General features: G+C 33.7%; 19 protein-coding genes. 9 read left to right on the top strand and 10 right to left on the bottom strand.

What is annotated here, in order from left to right; translation table 11 throughout:
* Positions 1 to 376 precede the first annotated feature (376 nt).
* The 9 genes from ilvA to ilvD all read right to left on the bottom strand — a co-directional run bounded on the left by ilvA (position 377) and on the right by ilvD (position 11072).
* Positions 377 to 1645 carry a threonine ammonia-lyase IlvA gene (gene ilvA / locus F1592_RS09165; RefSeq protein ID WP_053017509.1) on the bottom strand — a complete coding sequence of 423 codons (1269 nt, stop codon included), beginning with the start codon at positions 1643 to 1645 and terminating at the stop codon, positions 377 to 379.
* Positions 1646 to 1651: 6 nt separating this feature from the next.
* Positions 1652 to 2227, bottom strand: coding sequence for a 3-isopropylmalate dehydratase small subunit (gene leuD, locus F1592_RS09160; protein ID WP_053017507.1), 576 nt, complete (start codon positions 2225 to 2227; stop codon positions 1652 to 1654).
* A gap of 2 nt (positions 2228 to 2229) precedes the next feature.
* A complete protein-coding gene (gene leuC, locus F1592_RS09155) occupies positions 2230 to 3600 on the bottom strand; it encodes a 3-isopropylmalate dehydratase large subunit (RefSeq protein ID WP_149809728.1) in 1371 nt (456 codons plus the stop codon).
* A 17-nt stretch (positions 3601 to 3617) separates the two neighbouring features.
* Positions 3618 to 4658 (bottom strand): 3-isopropylmalate dehydrogenase, encoded by a 1041-nt coding sequence (gene leuB, locus F1592_RS09150; RefSeq protein WP_149809727.1) that lies wholly within the window; start codon positions 4656 to 4658, stop codon positions 3618 to 3620.
* Complete coding sequence (locus F1592_RS09145) at positions 4658 to 6190, bottom strand: 2-isopropylmalate synthase (protein WP_053018823.1); 1533 nt, start codon at positions 6188 to 6190, stop codon at positions 4658 to 4660. Before F1592_RS09145 ends, leuB begins: the two co-directional genes overlap by 1 nt.
* Positions 6191 to 6210: 20 nt before the next feature.
* On the bottom strand, positions 6211 to 7215 hold the full coding sequence (gene ilvC / locus F1592_RS09140) for a ketol-acid reductoisomerase (protein WP_149809726.1): 1005 nt from the start codon (positions 7213 to 7215) through the stop codon (positions 6211 to 6213).
* Positions 7216 to 7350: 135 nt separating this feature from the next.
* Positions 7351 to 7593 (bottom strand): ACT domain-containing protein, encoded by a 243-nt coding sequence (locus tag F1592_RS09135; RefSeq protein ID WP_037538958.1) that lies wholly within the window; start codon positions 7591 to 7593, stop codon positions 7351 to 7353.
* Positions 7590 to 9323, bottom strand: a complete 1734-nt coding sequence (gene ilvB / locus F1592_RS09130; protein ID WP_223197233.1) for a biosynthetic-type acetolactate synthase large subunit — start codon at positions 9321 to 9323, stop codon at positions 7590 to 7592. The genes F1592_RS09135 and ilvB overlap by 4 nt, the downstream gene beginning before the upstream one ends.
* Before the next feature lie 60 nt (positions 9324 to 9383).
* Positions 9384 to 11072: a dihydroxy-acid dehydratase gene (ilvD, locus tag F1592_RS09125; protein ID WP_037538963.1), complete on the bottom strand. Its 1689-nt coding sequence runs from the start codon at positions 11070 to 11072 to the stop codon at positions 9384 to 9386.
* Positions 11073 to 11568: 496 nt separating this feature from the next.
* Here ilvD and tsaE point away from each other — a divergent pair, with 496 nt between their 5' ends.
* From tsaE to tsaD, 4 genes are read left to right on the top strand one after another with little or no spacing between them, the layout of a single operon-like run.
* On the top strand, positions 11569 to 12030 hold the full coding sequence (gene tsaE / locus F1592_RS09120) for a tRNA (adenosine(37)-N6)-threonylcarbamoyltransferase complex ATPase subunit type 1 TsaE (RefSeq protein WP_053017493.1): 462 nt from the start codon (positions 11569 to 11571) through the stop codon (positions 12028 to 12030).
* Positions 12011 to 12676 carry a tRNA (adenosine(37)-N6)-threonylcarbamoyltransferase complex dimerization subunit type 1 TsaB gene (tsaB, locus tag F1592_RS09115; protein ID WP_053017491.1) on the top strand — a complete coding sequence of 222 codons (666 nt, stop codon included), beginning with the start codon at positions 12011 to 12013 and terminating at the stop codon, positions 12674 to 12676. Before tsaE ends, tsaB begins: the two co-directional genes overlap by 20 nt.
* A complete protein-coding gene (rimI, locus tag F1592_RS09110) occupies positions 12649 to 13113 on the top strand; it encodes a ribosomal protein S18-alanine N-acetyltransferase (RefSeq protein WP_053017489.1) in 465 nt (154 codons plus the stop codon). Before tsaB ends, rimI begins: the two co-directional genes overlap by 28 nt.
* Positions 13106 to 14134 carry a tRNA (adenosine(37)-N6)-threonylcarbamoyltransferase complex transferase subunit TsaD gene (gene tsaD / locus F1592_RS09105; protein WP_053017486.1) on the top strand — a complete coding sequence of 343 codons (1029 nt, stop codon included), beginning with the start codon at positions 13106 to 13108 and terminating at the stop codon, positions 14132 to 14134. The genes rimI and tsaD overlap by 8 nt, the downstream gene beginning before the upstream one ends.
* Positions 14135 to 14516: 382 nt before the next feature.
* Here the strand turns inward: tsaD and F1592_RS09100 are convergent, their stop codons facing one another.
* The gene (locus tag F1592_RS09100; protein ID WP_107609972.1) at positions 14517 to 16460 is read right to left on the bottom strand and encodes an ABC-F family ATP-binding cassette domain-containing protein; all 1944 of its coding nucleotides are present in this window, start codon (positions 16458 to 16460) and stop codon (positions 14517 to 14519) included.
* Positions 16461 to 16700: 240 nt separating this feature from the next.
* On the opposite strand from F1592_RS09100, the gene F1592_RS09095 reads away from it, so the two are divergent.
* The 5 genes from F1592_RS09095 to F1592_RS09075 all read left to right on the top strand — a co-directional run bounded on the left by F1592_RS09095 (position 16701) and on the right by F1592_RS09075 (position 21302).
* Positions 16701 to 17339: a redox-sensing transcriptional repressor Rex gene (locus tag F1592_RS09095; protein WP_037538047.1), complete on the top strand. Its 639-nt coding sequence runs from the start codon at positions 16701 to 16703 to the stop codon at positions 17337 to 17339.
* Positions 17340 to 17535: 196 nt separating this feature from the next.
* Complete coding sequence (locus tag F1592_RS09090; RefSeq protein ID WP_037538045.1) at positions 17536 to 18633, top strand: YeeE/YedE family protein; 1098 nt, start codon at positions 17536 to 17538, stop codon at positions 18631 to 18633.
* 19 nt (positions 18634 to 18652) lie between these two features.
* Positions 18653 to 18877 (top strand): sulfurtransferase TusA family protein, encoded by a 225-nt coding sequence (locus F1592_RS09085; protein ID WP_037538043.1) that lies wholly within the window; start codon positions 18653 to 18655, stop codon positions 18875 to 18877.
* Between the two features lie 120 nt (positions 18878 to 18997).
* The gene (locus F1592_RS09080) at positions 18998 to 20242 is read left to right on the top strand and encodes an ammonium transporter (protein WP_053017481.1); all 1245 of its coding nucleotides are present in this window, start codon (positions 18998 to 19000) and stop codon (positions 20240 to 20242) included.
* A 100-nt stretch (positions 20243 to 20342) separates the two neighbouring features.
* Positions 20343 to 21302 carry a LacI family DNA-binding transcriptional regulator gene (locus F1592_RS09075; protein ID WP_053017480.1) on the top strand — a complete coding sequence of 320 codons (960 nt, stop codon included), beginning with the start codon at positions 20343 to 20345 and terminating at the stop codon, positions 21300 to 21302.
* Positions 21303 to 21346: the final 44 nt, after the last annotated feature.

The following is a 21346-nucleotide window of genomic DNA, read 5'->3' as shown; positions in this document are numbered from 1 at the left end:
TTTACGTTCCGCTAGAGTAGGACGTTGCCAGGCAAATCGTTTGGATGCGATGAGCCGATATTGAGACCGAAAGGTCTCTTTTTTTATGCACAAAAATAAAACCGAAGGTTTAATAAGATATCAACAAATGAAAGTGTAATAGCTTTACGAGGAGAAAGCGTTTGAAGCCGAGGAATTGAGAAAATTGAGAAGCGATTTTAGTTGAGCTAAAAGAGCAAGTAATTTTAGAAAATGAGGAAGGATGCGAGCGCTTGACTCGAAGTAAAGTAAGTTTCTTAGCGCCGTTGGTAGCAGATTTACGTTCCGCTAGAGTAGGACGTTGCCAAGAAAATTAATGAAAAACACTCCCATATCAAGGAATGGGAGTGTTTAATATTCAAATTAAAAGTGAGTATAACATCTTATTCTCATTAATATAAATATTTGATGGATCAAAATCATGAACATTAATTTTTAGTTGGTTAAGGTCATCATGATTCTTAAGTTGAATACCGATAATGACAGTACCAGTGTTTTGAGAAGTTTTCTTTAAATATTCAAACTTAGTAATATCATCCTGAGGTCCTAATACATCGTTAACAAATTCCTTTAATGCACCAGGACGTTGAGGAAAGTTAAGAATAAAGTAATGTTTCATCTCCTCGTAAAGTAATGAACGTTCTTCAATTTCTTTCATTCGATTAATATCGTTATTACCACCACTAACTACACATACTACTGTCTTACCTTTAATCTTTTCCTTATAGTGCTCTAATGCTGAAACACTTAATGCACCTGCTGGTTCAGCAACAATGGCTTGTTTAGAGTACATATCTAAAATAGTTGAACAAACAGCACCTTCATCTACTTGAATATAATCGTCTACAAATTTCTTAGCTATATCATAAGTGATATCACCAACTCGTGCCACAGAAGCACCATCTACAAATTTGTCAATATGATCAAGTGTCACTATTTTGTTTTGGACAACAACTGATTCGTACATGCTACTAGCGCCAGAGGGTTCGACACCAATAATTTTAGTTTGTGGACTATATTGATTCATATAAGTACTAATACCTGAAATCAAACCTCCACCACCAATAGCAGCAAATAGATAATCGAACGTAATTGAATCATTACTTGATTGATTCAAAATTTCTTTTGCTAATGTTCCTTGTCCAGCTATTGTATCTACATTATTAAAAGGGTCGATAAAAGTCATGTGATTTTGTTCAGTATAAATTAAAGCTTCTTTTAAGCAATCATCAAAAGTATCGCCAGTTAATATGATTTTAACGTTTTTAGAACCAAAAAATTTAACTTGATTAACCTTTTGAAGAGGTGTGGTAACAGGCATGAAAATCACAGCTTTTAAATTTAATGCTTTAGCAGTATAAGCAACACCTTGAGCATGATTTCCAGCACTTGCGCATGTAATACCTTTTTCTTTAGCTTCACTTGTTAGAACAGAAATTGCATTATATGCACCTCTAAGTTTGAAAGAGCGAACCCATTGTAAGTCTTCTCTTTTTAAATACACATTACAGTCATATTTTTGAGAAAGATAGAGATCGAATTGTAAAGGTGTCTCTTTAACAACATCTTTTATTCTTAAGTATGCATTTTCTACATCTTTAGCATTTAAAGTTGTCTTCACAGTCATTTTATCTCAACCTTTATTCTTATTTTCATATTGTTCTATTAAATCTTCATATTCTAATGTTATGGCTATATCATCTAAACCATTAACTAATTTATGTTTCCATGTTTCATCAATTTGAAAGTTGAATGATTTATCATTAGCTGAAACAGTTTGATTTGGTAAATCAATGGTAATTTCTTTTTGAGAAGCTAAATATTTTCTTTCGTTTTCACCTAAAGTAATAGGTAACATGCCATTTTTTGTACAATTCATAAAGAATATGTCACTAAAGCTACCAGCTATAATAATATTGAATCCATAATCTTTTAAAGCCCATGCAGCATGTTCACGACTTGAACCACAACCAAAATTGTCACCAGTGATCAAAATAGTAGCACCAGAGTATTCAGGTTTATTCGGATTAAAATCTGGATTATTTGTACCATCAGGAAGGTATCTCCATTCGTCAAATGCAAATGGACCGAAACCACTTTTAGTTATTCGCTTAAGATGTACTTTGGGAATAATTTGGTCAGTATCAATATTGTCATTAAACAATGGTACAACTTTTCCTGTATAGGTTGTAATAGGTTGGATATCCATTACTAAACAACCACCTTTCTAACATCTACGAATCTTCCTTCAATAGCCGCTGCAGCAGCCATAGCAGGGGATACTAGATGCGTTCTAGCGCCTTTACCTTGTCTTCCTTCAAAGTTACGATTGCTCGTAGAGGCACAATGTATGCCTTCGGGTACTTGATCAGGATTCATACCTAAACACATTGAACAACCTGGTTCTCTCCATTGAAATCCTGCATCTTTAAATATTTTGTCCAAACCCAATGCTTCAGCTTCTTTTTTAACTGAGCGAGAGCCAGGTACAACGATTGCAGTGATTTTTGGATGAACTTGTTTACCCTTAACGATTCGACTAGCTTCTACTAAGTCTGATAATCTTGCATTGGTACAAGAGCCTAAGAACACATAACCTAAATCGATATCTTCAGCTTTTTGGCCTGGTTTTAAGCCCATATATTGATAAGCGCGTTCATCATTAATATTTTTAATTTTTGGAAAAGGTGTATTAAAACTAACACCCATTTCAGGATTTGTTCCCCATGTAACTTGAGGTTCTAAATTTGTAACATCAAGTTTGATAACTTTATCAAATTTAGCATCGGCATCAGTATATAATTGACGCCAATCATTGATAGAACGGTCAAAATTTCGAGCATATTTTCTGCCTTTGACATAAGCAAATGTCGTTTCATCTGGTTGCATCAATCCATATTTAGCACCAGCTTCAATGGCCATGTTGCAGATAGTCATTCTAGCTTCCATAGACAGAGATCTAATCGTTTCACCTGTAAATTCAATAGCGTACCCAGTACCAAAATCAACACCATATTGACTAATAAGATACAAGATAATATCTTTCGCATAGACGCCTTTTGGTAATTGACCTGTAACGTCTATCTTTAAATTTTTAGGTTTAGTTTGCCAAAGTGTTTGAGTAGCAAATACATGTTCAACTTCACTTGTCCCTATACCAAATGCGATTGCACCAAAGGCCCCATGCGTGGCAGTATGTGAATCACCACAAACGATTGTTTTTCCAGGTTGAGTGAGACCTGTTTCTGGACCTACCATGTGAACAATACCTTGTTCATCAGAACCCATATCAAATAATTGAACACCAAATTCCTTTGCATTCTTTTGAAGTGTAGTAATTTGTTTGTTCGCAATTTCATCTTTAATATTAAAAATATCTATTGTAGGAACATTATGATCTAAAGTTGCAAATGTTAAATCAGGGCGTCTCAATTTACGATTTTGAAGTCTTAAACCTTCGAAAGCTTGTGGGGAAGTCACTTCATGAATTAAGTGTAAATCAATATATAATAATTGAGGTTCACCTTCATTCCCGGTTAAAACATGTTTATTCCAAACTTTATCGAATAACGTTTGTCCCATAAAAGCATTCCCCCTTATTAATAATTCTTTTTTAATTCATTGAATATATCTGATGTAGTATAGTGCCCATTTAAATCTTTAGTTGTTTTACCATCTTTAATAAGTTGATATACAGCCTGTTCTAGTTCAGACGCCGCATCATCAAAGTTAAAACTTTCACGTAAACACATTGCTAATGAGAGTATCATACCAAATGGGTTAGCTAGATTTTGATTTGCAATGTCGGGTGCTGAACCATGTATAGGTTCATAAAGTCTTGGTCCTTCTAAACTAAAACTTGCAGAAGGTGATAAACCTAATGAACCTGGAATGGTAGAAGCTTCATCACTTAAAATATCTCCAAATAGATTTTCAGTAACAATGACATCAAAATTAGTAGGTTGGGAAATTAACTGCATGCTACAAGCATCAACTAGTAAATGATTCACTTTAACATCAGGAAATTCATGACTAATTTCATTAATAGTTTGACGCCAAAGTTTACTTGTAGCTAACACATTTTCTTTATCAACTGACGTTAATTTTTTCTTTCTTTGAGATGCTAATTCAAAAGCTACCCTTGCAATACGTTCAATTTCCTTTTTAGTATAAGTTAGTGAGTCTAGTGCACTCTGATTATCAATATGCCGTGGTTCACCAAAATATAAGCCACTAGTTAATTCTCTCACTATGATAAAATCCGTTCCTTTAACACGTGATTCTCTAATTGGAGAAAAATGACTTGTACCCTCAGTAACTTTAGTAGGTCGTATATTGGCGAACAAGCCTAGAGATTTACGTAATGCTAATAATCCTTGCTCAGGTCTATTATTAGGATCAGTCCATTGAGGACCACCTACAGCACCCAATAAAATTGCGTCAGCATTTTTACAAGCATTTAAAGTATCATCAGGAAGGGGAACACCATGCGAATCTATGGCTGCACCTCCAAAATCAAAAGACGTTAATTGATAATCAAATTTATATTTTTTACTGATTAGTTCTAATAATTCTAACGTACCACTTAAGATTTCTGGTCCTATTCCATCACCAGACAAAGCTACAATATTATAAGTCATTAGTGATTACCTTCCTTTTTGTTAATTTCACTAGCGTATTTAGCATGTGCTTCTACATATGCTTTGCAAGAGGCATATAACACATCATGATCAATACCAATACCATTAACAGGTTGACCTTCAATAGTTAATGAAACATGTACTTCTGCTTGAGCGTCGGTACCTTCAGTGACAGAATCAATACGGTAATCAATGAGTTCACTTTTATGTTTAAAAATGCGATCAACTGCATTATATATAGCCACAATTGACCCAGTTCCTATACTTGAATCTTGATAAATATTACCATTTTTATCTTTTATAACGACAACAGCACTTTGTAAACCATTGGAAACAAACTGCAATTGAAGTGTATCAACTTGATAAATTGCATTTTGCTCATGTTCAGTACCTTGGATAATCGCATGTATATCTCGATCAGTTACACTTTTCTTTTTATCAGCAATGGCTTTGAATTGTTTAAATAATTCAGCCTGATTTTGTGGTTCAATATCGTATCCTAAAGATTTTAATTTTTCAGCAAAAGCGTGTTTACCTGATAGCTTACCTAGAGGTAAATCATTTTTACTTATACCAACAAGTTGTGGCGTCATGATTTCATAAGTTTCTGGATTTTTTAAAACACCATCTTGGTGGATGCCAGACTCATGACTAAAAGCATTTTGACCGACAATGGCTTTATTTCTAGGAACGCGTATACCAGCATAACGAGATATAATATCAGAAGTATTTTTTGTTTCCGATAGTTTCAATCGTGTTTCATTGCCATAGTGATCTTTACGGACAAACAGTGCTAAAGCTAATTCTTCTATAGCAGTATTGCCTGCTCGTTCACCGATGCCATTTACTGTTCCTTCGATTCGTTTAGCACCATTTTCAATAGCAGCCAGACTATTAGCAACTGCCATTCCTAAATCATCATGACAATGTGCACTATAAGTAATGTCTTGTTTAGAGTTAATGTTCTCAATCAAGGTTTTAAAAATTCGACCATATTCATTTGGATAACTATAACCGACTGTATCTGGGATGTTAATGATTGTAGCACCACAGTCTACTGCCATCTGTACACATTTTATTAAGAAATCTGTATCAGTTCTTGTGGCATCCTCAGGTGAAAATTGAACGACATCAAAGTATTGTTTGGCATAACTGACGTGCTCTTTAATTGATTCCAAAACCTGTTGTTGAGTCATTTTGAGTTTATGAGTTAAGTGAATAGGTGAAGTTGCTATAAAAACGTGAATAACTGGTTTTACAGCATCTTTTGTAGCTTCATAAACAGCATCGATATCTGATTTTTTACAGCGAGCTAATCCACATACAGCTGTTTTAGTTAAAGTATTTGATATAGCTTGAACAGACTTAAAGCTACCAGCACTTGAAGCGGGAAAACCTGCTTCAAGTATATCCACACCCCATGTTTCTAACTGTTTGGCAATCTTTAATCGCTCATCAAATGAGAAGTTAACTCCAGGTGTTTGTTCACCGTCTCTTAATGTTGTATCAAAAATTTGAATATGGCTTTCCATCTTTAACAACCCCTTAGCTTTTATTTTTGAATACTTTTAGATTTAATAAATGGCATCATTTTTCTTAATTCACGACCAACTGCTTCAATTTCATGACCGTGTTGTTGTTCACGTAATTTATAGAATTCTTTAAAGCCATTTTCATTGTCTTTAACAAAGCTATTTGCAAAATTACCATTTTGAATATCTTTTAATACTGCTTTCATATTGTCTTTAACATCAGGAGTGATGACTCTAGGTCCTGAAACATAGTCACCATACTCTGCTGTGTTAGAAATTGAGTAACGAACGTTCTCCATACCGCCTTCATACATTAAATCAACAATTAACTTCATTTCATGTAATACTTCGAAATATGCTAATTCTTTTTGATAGCCCGCTTCAACTAAAGTTTCAAAGCCACTTTGGATTAATTTATGAATACCACCACAAAGTACTGCTTGCTCACCGAATAAATCTGTTTCAGTTTCTTCTTTAAATGTTGTTTCAATTACACCTGCACGCGTAGCTCCAATAGCTTTCGCATAACTTAATGAAATATCGCGTGCTTGACCAGTAGCATCTTGTTGTACACCAAATAATGCTGGTACAGCAGTTCCTTCAACAAAGGTACGTCTTACTAAATGACCAGGTCCTTTTGGAGCTACTAAGAAGACATCCACATCTTTAGGTGGTTTGATAACTTCAAAGTGGATATTAAAACCATGTGCAAATGCTAGGGCATTTCCAGTCTCTAAGTTAGGTTCAATTTCATTTTTATAGACATTTCCTTGGATTTCATCTGGCAATAACACCATGATGACATCTGCTTGCTTAACAGCTTCTGCAACTGGATAAACATCGAAGCCATCTTCTTTAGCTTTATCAAAAGAATGACCAGGTCGAATACCAACAATAACGTCATAACCATTGTCTTTAAGGTTTTGTGCATGCGCGTGTCCTTGTGAACCGTAACCGATAATTGCAATTTTTTTACCTTGTAATGCATCTTTCTCAACTGATTGATCGTAATAAACTTTAGTCATAATACATTCCTCCAAAAATTTAAATAACTTAATATTTAGAATATTCTTAAAATTTTAGATAAAGAAATTATCTAAATTATGTGATGTTAGTGGTTATTTATTTAATTATACTAGCGCATCAATGTACAGCTTATCTCAGTTCTGACTAATATCTTGAACTTCGAGTACACTGACTTGTTTTTTTAACTTCGCAATTAAAATTTTAAATATAGCTTCATCTTCAATATCTGCAGTAATTTGCATATCAGAGATACCTTTTTCTTTAGATGGTTTAACTGTTAATTCATTAATATTATATTGTAGTCTAACGAATGCACTTGTAATTCTGTTTAATGTGCTCACTTGATCGGTTACTTTTAAATGTAAAATTCGTTTCATTCTAACCCCTCCATTTCATGGTTCGCTTTGCCACTTGGAATCATAGGATTAACTGGTTCAGTAGGTGAGATTCTCACTTCGATTAGCGCAGGTCCACTATAATTAAATGCTGAATCAAGTGTTTTGGTTAGTTTATTTGGATGATCAACTAAGAAACCTTTAACACCATATGCTTCTGCCATCTTCATGAAGTCAGGTTGATCATTAAATACTGAATGAGAGAATCGATGGTTAAAGAATTTATCTTGCCACTGTTTAACCATACCTAATGTGCCATTATTGATTAGAACGATTTTTACATTGAGTCCGTATTCAGGAAGTAACGCTATTTCCTGATTTGTCATTTGAAAACCACCATCACCAACAAAGCAAATAACTGTTTTATCAGGTTCAGCTAATTGAGCACCGATAGCTGATGGAATACCAAAGCCCATAGTACCTAAACCACCGCTAGTAACCCATTGACCATGATGTTTGAATGGATAAAATTGAGCTGCCCACATTTGATGTTGACCAACATCAGTAGTAACTATAGCTTCACCGTTTGTTATTTTTCCGATATATTCAATAGCTTCTTGAGGTTTGCAAAATGTGTCATCAGCTTTTTTATATTTAAAAGGATGTTTGTGCTTATTCTGAATACAATGGTTAACCCAGTGTTCATGGGAAGTTTTATTTGTAAATCTTTGAGATAAAGCTTCGAGTACTTTTTTGCAGTCAGCAACTATCCCTAGGTCAGTCGAAATCACCTTGTTAATTTCTGATTCATCAATATCCACATGAACTACGGTTGCATGAGGAGCAAATTCATTAGGATTACTTGCTAATCTATCATCAAACCGACTACCTAAATTAATTAATAAATCACATTCAGTTAAAGCCATATTACTTGCATAGGAGCCATGCATACCACCCATACCTAGAAATAGTGGATTGTCATAAGGAATAGCTCCCAGACCTAAAAGTGTAGTAGCTACTGGAATTTGATGTTTGGTTACAAATTGAGTTAATAATTTATTAGATTGTGAATGATTGATGCCAGCGCCTGTTAAGATAAGTGGTTGTTTTGCATTCTCTAAATATTGAATTAATTGACTAATATCTTTATCTTTGGGATTTTCAATGACTTTATATGCCGGTAAGTCCACCTCATTTACAAGTGGTGCAGATGTTTTAAGCACACCCATATCTTTAGGAAAATCTATAACTACAGGGCCTTTGCGTCCAGAATTTGCTAAGTAAAATGCTTCATGAATAATTCTTGGAATATCATTTACATTTTTAACTTGGAAATTAGCTTTTGTAATTGGTGTAGTCATAGAAAGTAAATCTGCTTCTTGAAAAGCGTCTTTACCAATTCCTGGTGTTGCTACTTGTCCAGTGAATACAACTAAGGGGAGGGAATCACAGTACGCATCTGTTATACCGGTAATCGCATTTGTAGCGCCAGGACCACTTGTTACAACCACTACACCAGTTTTGCCAGATACTCTTGCATAACCTTCTGCAGCGTGAGTAGCACCTTGTTCATGTCTTGCTAAGATGTGTTTAATTTTACCATCATAGAAAGTGTCGTATAATGGTAAAACTGCGCCACCAGGATAACCGAATATGAAATCAACATCTTCATGTAATAATGCCTCTACTAAAAGTTCTGAACCGGATCTGAAGTTATTATTTGCGTCTAAATCACTATCTTCTTTTAGACTAGTTTGTTTTGAATAGTCCATAGCACCAGGACTTACTACGCTACTTTCCTTTTTACTTGTCATGTTGAACAACTCCTCTAGTTAGATTAGATTTTCGGGAACTTGCATAATACCACCAGTATTCGCACTAGTGACCAAGGCAGTATATCTTGCCAGATAACCTGATTTCACTTTTGCCTTAAAAGGTTGTAATGCTTCTTTACGATGATTAAGTTCTTCTTCAGTTTGATTAACATCTAAAGTTCGATTGATTAAATCAATAGTAACTTCATCGCCGTCTTTAATGAGTCCAATAGGTCCACCTGAAGCTGCTTCCGGTGAAATGTGGCCGACAGCGATACCTCTCGTTGCACCAGAGAATCTACCATCAGTTATTAATGCGACATCCTTACCTAAACCTCTACCTACAATTGAAGAAGTAGGGGCTAACATTTCAGGCATTCCTGGTCCACCTTTAGGACCTTCATATCGAATAACAACAACGTGACCTTCGCGTACGATTTTATTATCAATTGCTTCAACAGCTTCATCGTGTGAATTGAAACAAATTGCTTTACCAGTAAATGTCTTAATAGAAGGATCAACGCCACCAACTTTAATGACAGCCCCTTTAGGCGCTATATTTCCAAATAATATTGAGAGACCACCTTGCTTATCATAAGGATCATCTAGTGAATGAATGACATCAAAATTCTTAATTTCTTTACCTTCATTATTTTCACGAAGTGTTTTTCCAGTAACTGTGAGTCTATCTGGATGTAATGTTCCTTCTTTTTTCATCAATTCATTGATGATAGCTGGACAACCACCTGCTTCGTGGACATCATGCATAGAATATGAAGAACTTGGCGCAATCTTAGATAAATAAGGCGTCTTTTTAGCAATTTCATTGATACGTTCCAAATCGTAATCAATACCAGCTTCGTTAGCAATGGCTAGCGTATGTAATACCGTGTTAGTTGAACCACCCATCGCCATATCAAGTGCAAATGCATCATCGATAGCTTCTCGAGTTACGATATCAAGTGGTTTGATATCTTTTTTGATATTATCTACTAATTTAAATGCAGCTTCACGAATCATTTCTCTTCTTTGTTCGCTTACTGCTAAAGCTGTACCGTTATATGGTAGTGCCAAGCCTAAGACTTCCATTAAACAATTCATTGAGTTTGCAGTAAACATTCCCGCGCAAGAACCACAAGTAGGGCAGGCGTTTTGTTCCATATCTAAAAATGCTTCTTTGGAGAGTTTACCTTCTTTAAATGCGCCTACCGCTTCAAACATTGATGATAATGTCAAAGCTTTACCTTGCGCTGATAAACCAGCTTTCATAGGCCCACCAGAACAGAATATAGCTGGTACATTGGTTCTAACGGCAGCTAATAACATACCGGGTGTTATTTTGTCGCAATTAGGAATGTAAAATACGCCATCGAACCAGTGCGCATTAATGACGGTCTCTGCAGCATCAGCAATGATTTCTCGAGAGGGTAATGAGTAACGCATTCCAATGTGTCCCATAGCTATACCATCATCAACACCAATGGTATTAAACTCGAAAGGTATAGCGCCTGCCTCACGAATAGCTTCTTTAGCAATGTCAGCTAATTCTCTTAAATGCACATGTCCAGGTACAATATCGATATAAGAGTTACAAATTGCTACAAAAGGTTTGTTCATATCTGTAGGATTTTTTAGTGCGCCCGTGGCGTGTAAAAGACTTCGAGCAGGTGCTTGATGATCACCTTTTTTTATCATGTCACTTCTCATAAATAATTCCCCCATAAAACACAATAAGTTTAAAACATAAAAAGACGCCCCAATTTATGATTGGGACGTCTATAAGTCCCATTCAATGAGAAATAGGACTTAAACATTTAGTAACAGATAATTACTAAAGTTCCAGTCCTTGCGAGTATAATAAAATAATTAAATTGTCAGTCGGGTTATATGTTTGATTTGTCATTTTAATATACTCCTTTCTTGAATGGTTATATTAGAATAGTTAGAATTGTTTAAAAATTCGATAAACTTAATTTACTATATCATTTTTATTAAGTCAATAGCCTTTTTAAGAATTTTCTAACAACTTCATCTCATCATTCTTGTGTTGAGTATAGGGAAATTGTTTAAGGAATTTGTTATAATTAGTAAGTTAAAATTTTTATGACTTAATTTAGTTTGAGAGAATAAAATAAGTTACCATAAGTTCTGAAATGGTCATGAATAATCATTTGATTTAAAAAAATTTGAAAGAGTGGGACTAATGATAAGTATTAATAATTTGGATGAATTAAATCATTTTGCAGACGTGTTAGTTCGACACTTAGAGCCTAGTGATTTAATCCTTTTAAATGGCGACCTAGGGGCAGGTAAAACTACACTAACACAATTTATAGGTAAACATTTAGGAGTTAAGCGTAATATTAATTCACCTACCTTTAACATTATAAAATCATATAAAGGGAGTAATTTAAAATTACATCATATGGACTGTTATCGTTTGGAAGATTCAGATGAAGATCTAGGATTTGATGAATATTTTCAAGATGAAGGCATTACCATAATTGAATGGAGTCAATTTATTCAAGATTTATTACCTAAGGAACATTTAATAATCAATATAGAAACTTTAAGTGAAACAAAAAGAACTATAAAATTAGAAGCCCAAGGAACCCATTATTTAAAAGTAAAGGAGGAAGTTGAAAGTGAATTTATTAATGATTGATACATCTAATCAACCGATGTCAATCGCAATTATGCAAGATGATATCGTCTTGGCAGAAACTACGTCGGAAGATAAAAAAGATCATTCGAGTCAACTTATGCCTGGTATTCAGCACTTATTTGAAGAAGCAAAAATTGAAAAAAATGCTATTGATGGAATTGTTGTTGCTAAGGGACCAGGTTCCTATACTGGAGTTAGAATTGGCGTAACCACCGCTAAAACGTTGGCCTATGCATTAAATACTAAATTATATGGTGTATCATCTTTAGCAGCATTAGCTGCAACAGTGGAGAATGATGATCAAAAATTATTAGTTCCAATCATTGATGCGCGTCGTGAAGCGGTATACACTGGTGTTTATCAAAACGTTGATGGAAATTTAACAACTATTTTAGAAGATCAATATTTACCTATTGAAGAATTAAAAAAGCAATTAACTGATATGAACCAACCATTTCTTTATGTTGGTAGAGATGCTGATAAGTTATCCGAACACCTAGGTGGAGAAATAAAAAATAATTTACCTCATGCTCCAACTATGAAACAACTCATAACTAAAAGTGAACCGGTTCATACATTTGTTCCTAATTATATTAAACTATCAGAGGCTGAAAGAAATTGGCTAAACCAACAGAAGCAGAATTAACAATTAGAGCAATGCAAGTAGATGATGTCCCCAGAGTATTCGATATAGAACGAGATAGTTTCAATGATAGTTCGTGGACAATTGATGCATTTTATCATGAATTGAATGAAAATAACTTTGCTAAATATTTTGTGATTGTTTTTGAAAATGAAATTATCGGATATCTAGGACTATGGATGGTTATTGATCAAGCTCAAATTACAACGATAGCAATTCGTAAAGACTATAGAGGTTATGGACTGGGACAATTATTATTAAAATATGTCATGGATTATGCAAGTCATTCATGTGAAGTGATGAGTTTGGAAGTTAGGGTAGATAATGTAATTGCGCAACATGTTTATACTAATTTGGGGTTTCAATATGGAGGTAAACGTAAAAATTATTATGGAGAAGGCGAGGATGCAATGGTAATGTGGGTGAACTTAAATGAATAAAGAAACATTAATATTAGCAATAGAAACGAGTTGTGATGAAACGAGTGTAAGTGTCATTAAAAATGGAAATTCAATTTTATCTAATATTGTATTAAGTCAAATTGAGAGTCATAAGCGTTTCGGTGGTGTTGTACCTGAAGTTGCAAGTCGACATCACGTTGAAGGGATTACGACAACGATTGATGAAGCATTAACAACTGCAAATATATCAATGAATGACATTGATGCAATAGCAGTGACTCAAGGACCAGGATTAATTGGTGCATTACTTATCGGTATTAATGCAGCGAAAGCACTAGCTTTTGCATATGACAAGCCACTTATTCCTGTGCACCATATTGCTGGTCACATTTATGCTAATCATTTAGAAGAACCATTAACATTTCCATTAATTGCGCTAATTGTGTCAGGGGGCCATACTGAATTAGTATATATGAAATCTCATATGCATTTCGAAGTTATTGGTGAGACAAGAGATGATGCAGTGGGAGAGGCGTATGATAAAGTCGCTCGAACAATTGATTTACCATACCCAGGAGGGCCACAAATTGATAAATTAGCTCAATATGGTAAAGATACTTATGATTTTCCTAGAGTGTGGTTAGAAAAGGAAAGTTATGATTTTAGTTTTAGTGGATTGAAAAGTTCTGTTATAAATAAACTGCATAATTTGCGACAAAAGAATGAAGAAGTTGTAAAAGAAGATGTAGCAACTAGTTTTCAAAATAGTGTTGTAGACGTGTTAAGTACTAAAGCGATTAATGCATGTAAAGCCTATAAAGTTAACAGACTTATTGTTGCTGGAGGTGTTGCTAGTAATAAAGGACTGCGACATCGTTTACAAAAATTATGTGAAGATAATCATATTCATTTATCCATTCCAAGTCCTAAATTATGTACTGATAATGCAGCAATGATTGGTGCTGCAGCATATTACTATTATCAATCAGGAATTACAGCTAAGTTAGATTTGAATGGCGAAAATAATATGGATATAGAAGAAGCTACTATAGACGTTTAAATTTATATTATTTATTTAATCGAATTAATTATTTCAATAATCATAAGGAACCTCTTTTAACGTAAGGATTAAGATCCACTGTTAATAAGAGGTTTTTTATTGAGATAAAAATAATTCAAAAGGTCAATAGGGAACATTTGTACTTATCAACATTAAGTGTATAAGTTGTGGATAAACCGTTCTTAACAATGTGGATATGAATTTAATTTTGTGTAAAAAGTTTGTAAAAGAAATTAAAATAAGTTGTGGATAAGTAGGATAACTATGTGGATAGTTGATAGTATCGTATTTTAGCTGTTTATAACTTTTGTTGAAATTTGTATAAAAAAATTAGCTAGAAAGTTCAATAATACTTTCTAGCTAATAGTAAAATGATGAGTTTTTAGATATTTTCTTGTAAATTTTCCCATTCCAACATAACCTGTTCTAACTTCTGTTCGGTTTCAAGTTTCTGATTCGCTAATAATGAGGCTTTGTCAGGATTATTGAACACGTCAGGCTGAGTGAGTTGTTCATCAATGCGTGCTATTTCATTCTCAAATGTTTCAATTTTGGCTTCACAGTTCTCAATGAGACGTTCTAATTTTCTTTGCTCACGACGTTGTTGCTTTTGAGAATCATAGGTATTTACATTTTCATTAGCTTCATTTTGATTTGAGGTATCCTCTTTACTTAAATCATTTCGTTCATTTTTAAAAGCTTCAAGTGCCGCTGCTTCTTCTGTTTTCTCGATGTAATATTGATAATCTCCCAAATACATTTGGCCACCGTCATTATTTAAGTCGAACACTTTATTTGCTAATTGATTAATAAAGTAACGATCGTGTGACACAAAAAGAATAGTTCCTTTAAAATCTTTTAGCGCTTGTTCTAACATCTCTTTAGAATCTATATCAAGATGGTTTGTTGGTTCATCAAGAATTAATACATTATCTCTTTGAAGCATTAGTAGTGCTAATTGCAAACGAGCTTTTTCTCCACCAGATAAATCATTGATGACTTTCTTTACATCATCTTGCACGAATAAGAAACGTCCCAGTATAGCACGAATATCTTTTTCATTCATTGTTGGATATTGATCCCAAACATAGTCGATAATTGTTTTATTAGATTTAAATTCAGCTTGCTTTTGATCGTAATAACCAATTTGAAGATTTGCACCAAAGGTGATTTCACCTTCTAATTGCTTTTGACGTCGAGCGATGGTCTTGATTAGAGTAGTTTTACCTACGCCATTTGGGCCAATAATAGCAATATGATCCCCCTTACTTACTTCAATATTAATAGGAGATGTTATAGGCGAGTCATAACCAATTTTCAGATTACGAATATGCATAACGTCATTACCTGTATTACGATTAAAGCCAAATTGAATGTTAGCACTTCTTGCGTCCAACATAGGTTTGTCAATACGTTCCATTTTTTCTAGTGTTTTTCGACGACTTTTTGCCATTCCACTAGTTGAAGCACGTGTTATATTTTTCTCTACAAATGTTTCTAATCGTTTAATTTCATCTTGCTGACGTTCATATTCTTGCATTCTGCTTTCGTAATATTTATCACGTTGCTCAATAAATTGTTCATAATTTCCGACGTAACGTTTAACATCGCCAAGTGCAACATCATAAATTTGAGTGACGATTTTATCTAGGAAATATCTATCGTGACTAATAATAACAATGGCACCTTTGAAATATTTTAAATAATCCTCTAACCATTTCGTCGTTTCTAAATCTAAATGGTTTGTAGGTTCGTCTAGTAGTAATAAATCTGGCTCATTCAATAGCATTTGGGCTAAGGATAATCGCGTTTTTTGACCACCACTGAAATCGTTGATTGGTTTATCGAAATCATCTTCATTGAAATTTAAACCATGTAGAACAGTTTTGATTTTACTCTCATACTGATAACCATCAAGTTGTTCGAATTGATTAGTTAAAGATTCATAGCGTTCCATATGTTGTTGATATTCTTCGGAATCGTAGTTAGATGCATGATCAGCTAGCCAGTTCGTTTCTTCTCTAATTAGAAGTTCCATTTTTTTTAAATGTTCAAACGGTTTTGACATTTCTTCGAAGACTGAAGCAGATGAATTAAGTGTCATTTGCTGTGTTAAATAACCCATACGTAAATTTTTGATCTTTGATATATGACCGCTATCATAGTCTTCAACACCGGCAATGATTTTCATTAAAGTCGATTTACCAGCACCGTTTCTGCCTACGACACCAATTCGTTCGCCTGTTTTTACTTCGAAATTCACACGCGTAAAAATATCTTCGCCATCAAATGATTTCGAAATATCGTTTAATTGCAAGAGTATCATTCAGGTTTCACCTTTCTATTTATAAGTTTATTACTCGAAATTAGATTGTATATTACTCTATATTTTACCGTATTACTTAGTTTCTTGAAACTAAGTTATTTATTTTTAAAATATGTTAAGGTATAATATTCCAGTATTCATAATAGGACATAACGACATTTTTAAATTTAAAACGTATAGCACTCAAAATAGTTTGGATACATAGATTATAAAATTCAAACATAAAGGGGGGCATTTTAAATGGCTCATAATAAATCTAAAATTCCACGGGCAACTTTGAAGCGATTACCTTTATATTACAGATTCGTTAACACACTCAAGTCTAAAGGCATTGATAGGGTTAATTCTAAGGCTATTAGTGAGGCACTTAATATTGAATCAGCAACTATCCGAAGAGATTTCTCCTACTTTGGAGAATTAGGCAAAAAAGGTTACGGTTACAATATAGATAGTCTATTAGAATTCTTTAAAACAGCACTAAGTGATAGTGATAATATACACATAGCTTTAGTAGGTGTTGGTAATTTAGGTCGAGCACTTTTGACATATAACTTTTCAATTCATGATGAAATGACAATAACTGAGGCTTTTGATATAGATGAACAGATTGTCGGAACAGAGATTGGTGATGTATCTGTGCATCATATGAACGATTTAAAAAAAGTACTCAATGCTCAAAAAATCAATGTTGTAATATTAACTACACCAGAAGAAGCGGCACAACGCGTTGCAAATCAATTAGTTGAAGCTGATATTCAGGGTATACTAAATTTCACACCAGCTAGAATAGAAGTACCTAATACCGTACAAGTGCATCATATTGACTTGGGCATAGAATTGCAATCATTGCTATTCTTTATGAAAAACTATTCTAATTAAATTTTCATATTTATATTCTTGCATCCTTCTATAAGAGGGATGTTTTTTAATTTGCGTTTAATATTCATTAATTTCATTTAGTATTGAAAACAGCAAATTATTAAATATCAAAAGCGTTTAATTTTAAGATGTTGCCAAATTTAGTACAATTGATTATAATACCTTAGTAAAATAATCGGGAAAGGATGGATTGATAGTGATATGGATGATTATTAGTGGTCTTATAGTAGGTATATTATTAGGGTTTGTGATGCAACGTACACGCTTCTGTTTGGCTGGCGGCTTCAGAGATATGTACGTTCAAAAAAATAATAAAATGTTTTATGCCTTATTAGTTGCTATTACAGTCCAAAGTATTGGACTACTTATATTAACCGGATTAAATGTTATATCTATACCAGATAGTACATTTCCAGTTATAGGTACAATTATTGGTGCTTTTATATTTGGAATCGGTATTGTATTAGCAGGAGGATGTGCTACAGGTACATGGTATCGAGCTGGTGAAGGTTTGATTGGCAGTTGGGTAGCGCTCGTACTATATGCTGTAACTGCCGCTATTACTAAAACTGGTATTTTACTTCCAGTAATGACATGGATTAATAAACCTACAAACATTAATGCAAATATGTCTCAGACTACCGGTATTCCTATGTGGGTGTTTACGTTAGTATTAACGATTATAACTATCATTTTTGTAACTAAAACATTACGTAAACCAAAACCCAAATTTGCAGTTCCAAAGCTTAAACAAAAGTATAGTGGCTTGAGACACTATTTATTTGAAAAACGATACCATCCATTTGTAGCTGGTATTGCAGTAGGGTTAATTGCTTTGATAGCTTGGCCAATGAGTATTTCTACTGGAAGAGATTACGGCTTAGGCATTACTACACCTTCAGCAAACTTAATTACCTTTTTAATTACTGGTGATACTAAGCTAATTGATTGGGGAGTATTATTGATTTTAGGTATATTCTTAGGTTCTTATATTGCTGCTAAAGGATCACGTGAATTTAAATGGCGATTACCTGATAAGAAGACCATTCGCAATAGTGCTATTGGTGGTATTTGTATGGGATTTGGTGCTTCAGTAGCTGGAGGATGTTCAATTGGAAATGGTTTAGTAGAAACTGCTATCATGTCTTGGAAAGGATGGATAGCACTTGGTTCTATGATTTTAGGTGTATGGTTTATGAGTTACTTTATATTTATTAGACCAATGAAAAAATTAGAAAAACAAACATCTAAGTCTCAAGCAACATCAGCGACAAAGCAAGTACAAACAACTTAATTAATTTGGAGGTAATACAATGTTATATGAATTAGGTACTGTAGGTATGGTTTGTCCATTCCCATTAATAGAAGCGCAAAAGAAAATGCAAACACTAGATAGTGGTGATGAACTTAAAATTGATTTTGATTGTACACAAGCAACAGAAGCTATTCCTAATTGGGCAGCCGAGCAAGGTTATCCAGTTACGAATTATGAACAATTAGACGATGCTTCATGGACAATTACAATTCAGAAAGCTTAAAACAAATAGGCATATAAAGTGTCTTTGTTATATTATGTAACATATTGTGTCATTTTATCTTACGTATTTTTGCTATTTCAATTTAGTATCATTATGATATTTTTAAAGGAAGTGGTAATTATGAAGATGGATGACACAATTTTTTTATTTCTTTGCACTTTACTCGTATGGATTATGACACCAGGTCTTAGCTTGTTTTACGGTGGTCTAGTTCAATCAAAGAATGTTTTGAATACAGTAATGCAAAGTATGGCAGCAATGGTTATCGTGACTTTCACATGGGTTGCATTAGGATTTTCATTAAGTTTTGGAACTGGAAATGCTTTGATAGGGAATTTTGATTTAATTGGGCTACAGCATGTTGGCTTTGCAGTTAATGATCAATTAAGTCCGCATATTCCATTTGCATTATTTATGCTATTCCAAATGATGTTTTGTACAATTGCAGTTTCAATACTTTCAGGTTCAATCGCTGAACGTATGAAATTCTTTCCATTTATTATCTTTATCTTTTTATGGGTGATTTTAATATATAGTCCAGTTGCTCATTGGGTGTGGGGCGGAGGTTGGATTCAACAACTTGGTGCGCTTGATTATGCAGGTGGTACAGTTGTACATATCACATCTGGACTCTCAGGACTAATTTTGGCTATTATGATAGGTAATGGTAAAAAAATTGAAAAAATACAGCCACATAATCTTTTAATCACTTTAATTGGCGGTATTTTAGTATGGATAGGTTGGTATGGATTTAACACAGGTAGTGCATATACTTTAAATGATGTCGCATTAACATCATTTGTAAATACGATTATTGCTGCAAGTGGTGGCGCTTTTAGCTGGTTAGTAGTTGAGTACTGTATTACTAAGAAATTAAGTTTACTTGGGTTGTTATCAGGCGTGTTGGCAGGGTTAGTCGCTATTACACCGGCAGCAGGCTACGTTAGTTATTTCAGTGCTTTTATTATTTCATTTGCAGGTGGAATCGTTTGTTATCTTGTTATTAATGTAATTAAAGTGAAGTATAAATATAATGATACACTTGATGCATTTGGTATTCATGGCGCTGGAGGAATTGTTGGTGCCATTCTTACCGGTGTTTTTCAATCACAACATGTTAATAATGATGTATCAAATGGTTTAATCTATACAGGAGATGTACACTCAGTCTTAATTCAAATACTAGCTGTTGTCGTGGTATTGTGTTATACCATTGTTTTAACATGGATTATAGGAAAAATTTTACAGAAAATAATGCCTATCGCTACTACTAAAGAAGAAGATAAAGCAGGTTTAGATCAACTTGTTCATGGTGAGAAAGCCTATTTTTATGGAGAACTAAACAAATTAAATAAGAGATATTGATAATATTATTAGGCTAACACATATTAAAAAAGTTACTTTGAGAGATTATTTCTGTGATAAAATAATCTTTAAATGAAAACTAATTTAGGTGATTAATCTAATGAAAAATATATCAGATATCGCAAAATTAGCGGGAGTATCTAAAAGCACGGTCTCCCGCTTTTTAAATGGTGGCTCAGTAAGCCCTCAAACTAAAGAAAAATTAAGTCGAATTATTGAAGAACATGATTATCAGCCGAATCAGTTTGCTCAAAGTTTAAGAGCTAAGCATACGAATCTTATTGGTGCTATCATTCCAAGGATGAATTCACATGCGGTTGATGAAACTGTGAAAGGAATTGTATCTGTATGCCATCAACATCAATATCAATTATTACTTAACTATACTGGTTTAGATATACGTGCTGAAATCGAGGCCTTGGAGACATTTTCAAGAAGTAAAGTGGATGGCATCATATTAATGGCTACTACATTGACTGATGAACACTTGGAAGTAATTGAAAAATTAAATGTACCGGTAATTCTGGTTGGACAATCCTATCCCAATTTACATAGTATAATTCATGATGATTATCAAGCAGGTTTTATAGTAGGGGAACAGATAGGGCGTAAAAAGCATAAAAATGTTGTATTCTTTGGTGTAAGTGAGGAGGACGTTGCTGTAGGAGTCAAACGTAAACAAGGTATTATTGATGGTTTGAAAAAATACGATGTTTATCCTGAAATTTATTTAACTTCTTTTAAATATGAAGAGGCAAAAAATGATGTTTCTGAGAAGTTGAAAAATGCTAGTGGTATCGATGCGTTAATTGGAGCAACAGATCCTATTGCATTAGCAATTCATAAATTTTATTCTCAACAAAACAATGCTACTAGAAATTATCAAATTTTTGGATTTGGGGGAGACCCAATGACACAACTTGTTACACCCGCTATTACGACAGTTAAATTCAATTATTTTAAAGCTGGCACATATGCCATGAACCAATTGAATGAATTAATTTTTTCTAAAAATGCAGTATCTAAAACTGTCATTCCTGTTGAAATAGAGAATTTTTAAAAATATTTAAAACTATGGAACCGATACCATAATCAATGATAAAA

This window comes from Staphylococcus sp. GDX7P312P, assembly GCF_008385775.1.
Classification (GTDB): Bacteria; Bacillota; Bacilli; order Staphylococcales; family Staphylococcaceae; genus Staphylococcus; species Staphylococcus haemolyticus.
The sequence above is the reverse complement of the archived record's forward strand: the minus strand, read 5'-3'. Positions and strand labels throughout refer to the sequence as shown.

Bases quoted from the DNA above. Each gene is read 5' to 3' on its own strand.
- ilvA (WP_053017509.1), bottom strand. From the start codon at position 1,645: ATGACTGTGAAGACAACTTTAAATGCTAAAGATGTAGAAAATGCATAC.
- leuD (WP_053017507.1), bottom strand. From the start codon at position 2,227: ATGGATATCCAACCTATTACAACCTATACAGGAAAAGTTGTACCATTG.
- leuC (WP_149809728.1), bottom strand. From the start codon at position 3,600: ATGGGACAAACGTTATTCGATAAAGTTTGGAATAAACATGTTTTAACC.
- leuB (WP_149809727.1), bottom strand. From the start codon at position 4,658: ATGACTTATAATATTGTAGCTTTGTCTGGTGATGGAATAGGACCAGAA.
- F1592_RS09145 (WP_053018823.1), bottom strand. From the start codon at position 6,190: ATGGAAAGCCATATTCAAATTTTTGATACAACATTAAGAGACGGTGAA.
- ilvC (WP_149809726.1), bottom strand. From the start codon at position 7,215: ATGACTAAAGTTTATTACGATCAATCAGTTGAGAAAGATGCATTACAA.
- F1592_RS09135 (WP_037538958.1), bottom strand. From the start codon at position 7,593: ATGAAACGAATTTTACATTTAAAAGTAACCGATCAAGTGAGCACATTA.
- ilvB (WP_223197233.1), bottom strand. From the start codon at position 9,323: ATGGACTATTCAAAACAAACTAGTCTAAAAGAAGATAGTGATTTAGAC.
- ilvD (WP_037538963.1), bottom strand. From the start codon at position 11,072: ATGAGAAGTGACATGATAAAAAAAGGTGATCATCAAGCACCTGCTCGA.
- tsaE (WP_053017493.1), top strand. From the start codon at position 11,569: ATGATAAGTATTAATAATTTGGATGAATTAAATCATTTTGCAGACGTG.
- tsaD (WP_053017486.1), top strand. From the start codon at position 13,106: ATGAATAAAGAAACATTAATATTAGCAATAGAAACGAGTTGTGATGAA.
- F1592_RS09100 (WP_107609972.1), bottom strand. From the start codon at position 16,460: ATGATACTCTTGCAATTAAACGATATTTCGAAATCATTTGATGGCGAA.
- F1592_RS09095 (WP_037538047.1), top strand. From the start codon at position 16,701: ATGGCTCATAATAAATCTAAAATTCCACGGGCAACTTTGAAGCGATTA.
- F1592_RS09085 (WP_037538043.1), top strand. From the start codon at position 18,653: ATGTTATATGAATTAGGTACTGTAGGTATGGTTTGTCCATTCCCATTA.
- F1592_RS09080 (WP_053017481.1), top strand. From the start codon at position 18,998: ATGAAGATGGATGACACAATTTTTTTATTTCTTTGCACTTTACTCGTA.
- F1592_RS09075 (WP_053017480.1), top strand. From the start codon at position 20,343: ATGAAAAATATATCAGATATCGCAAAATTAGCGGGAGTATCTAAAAGC.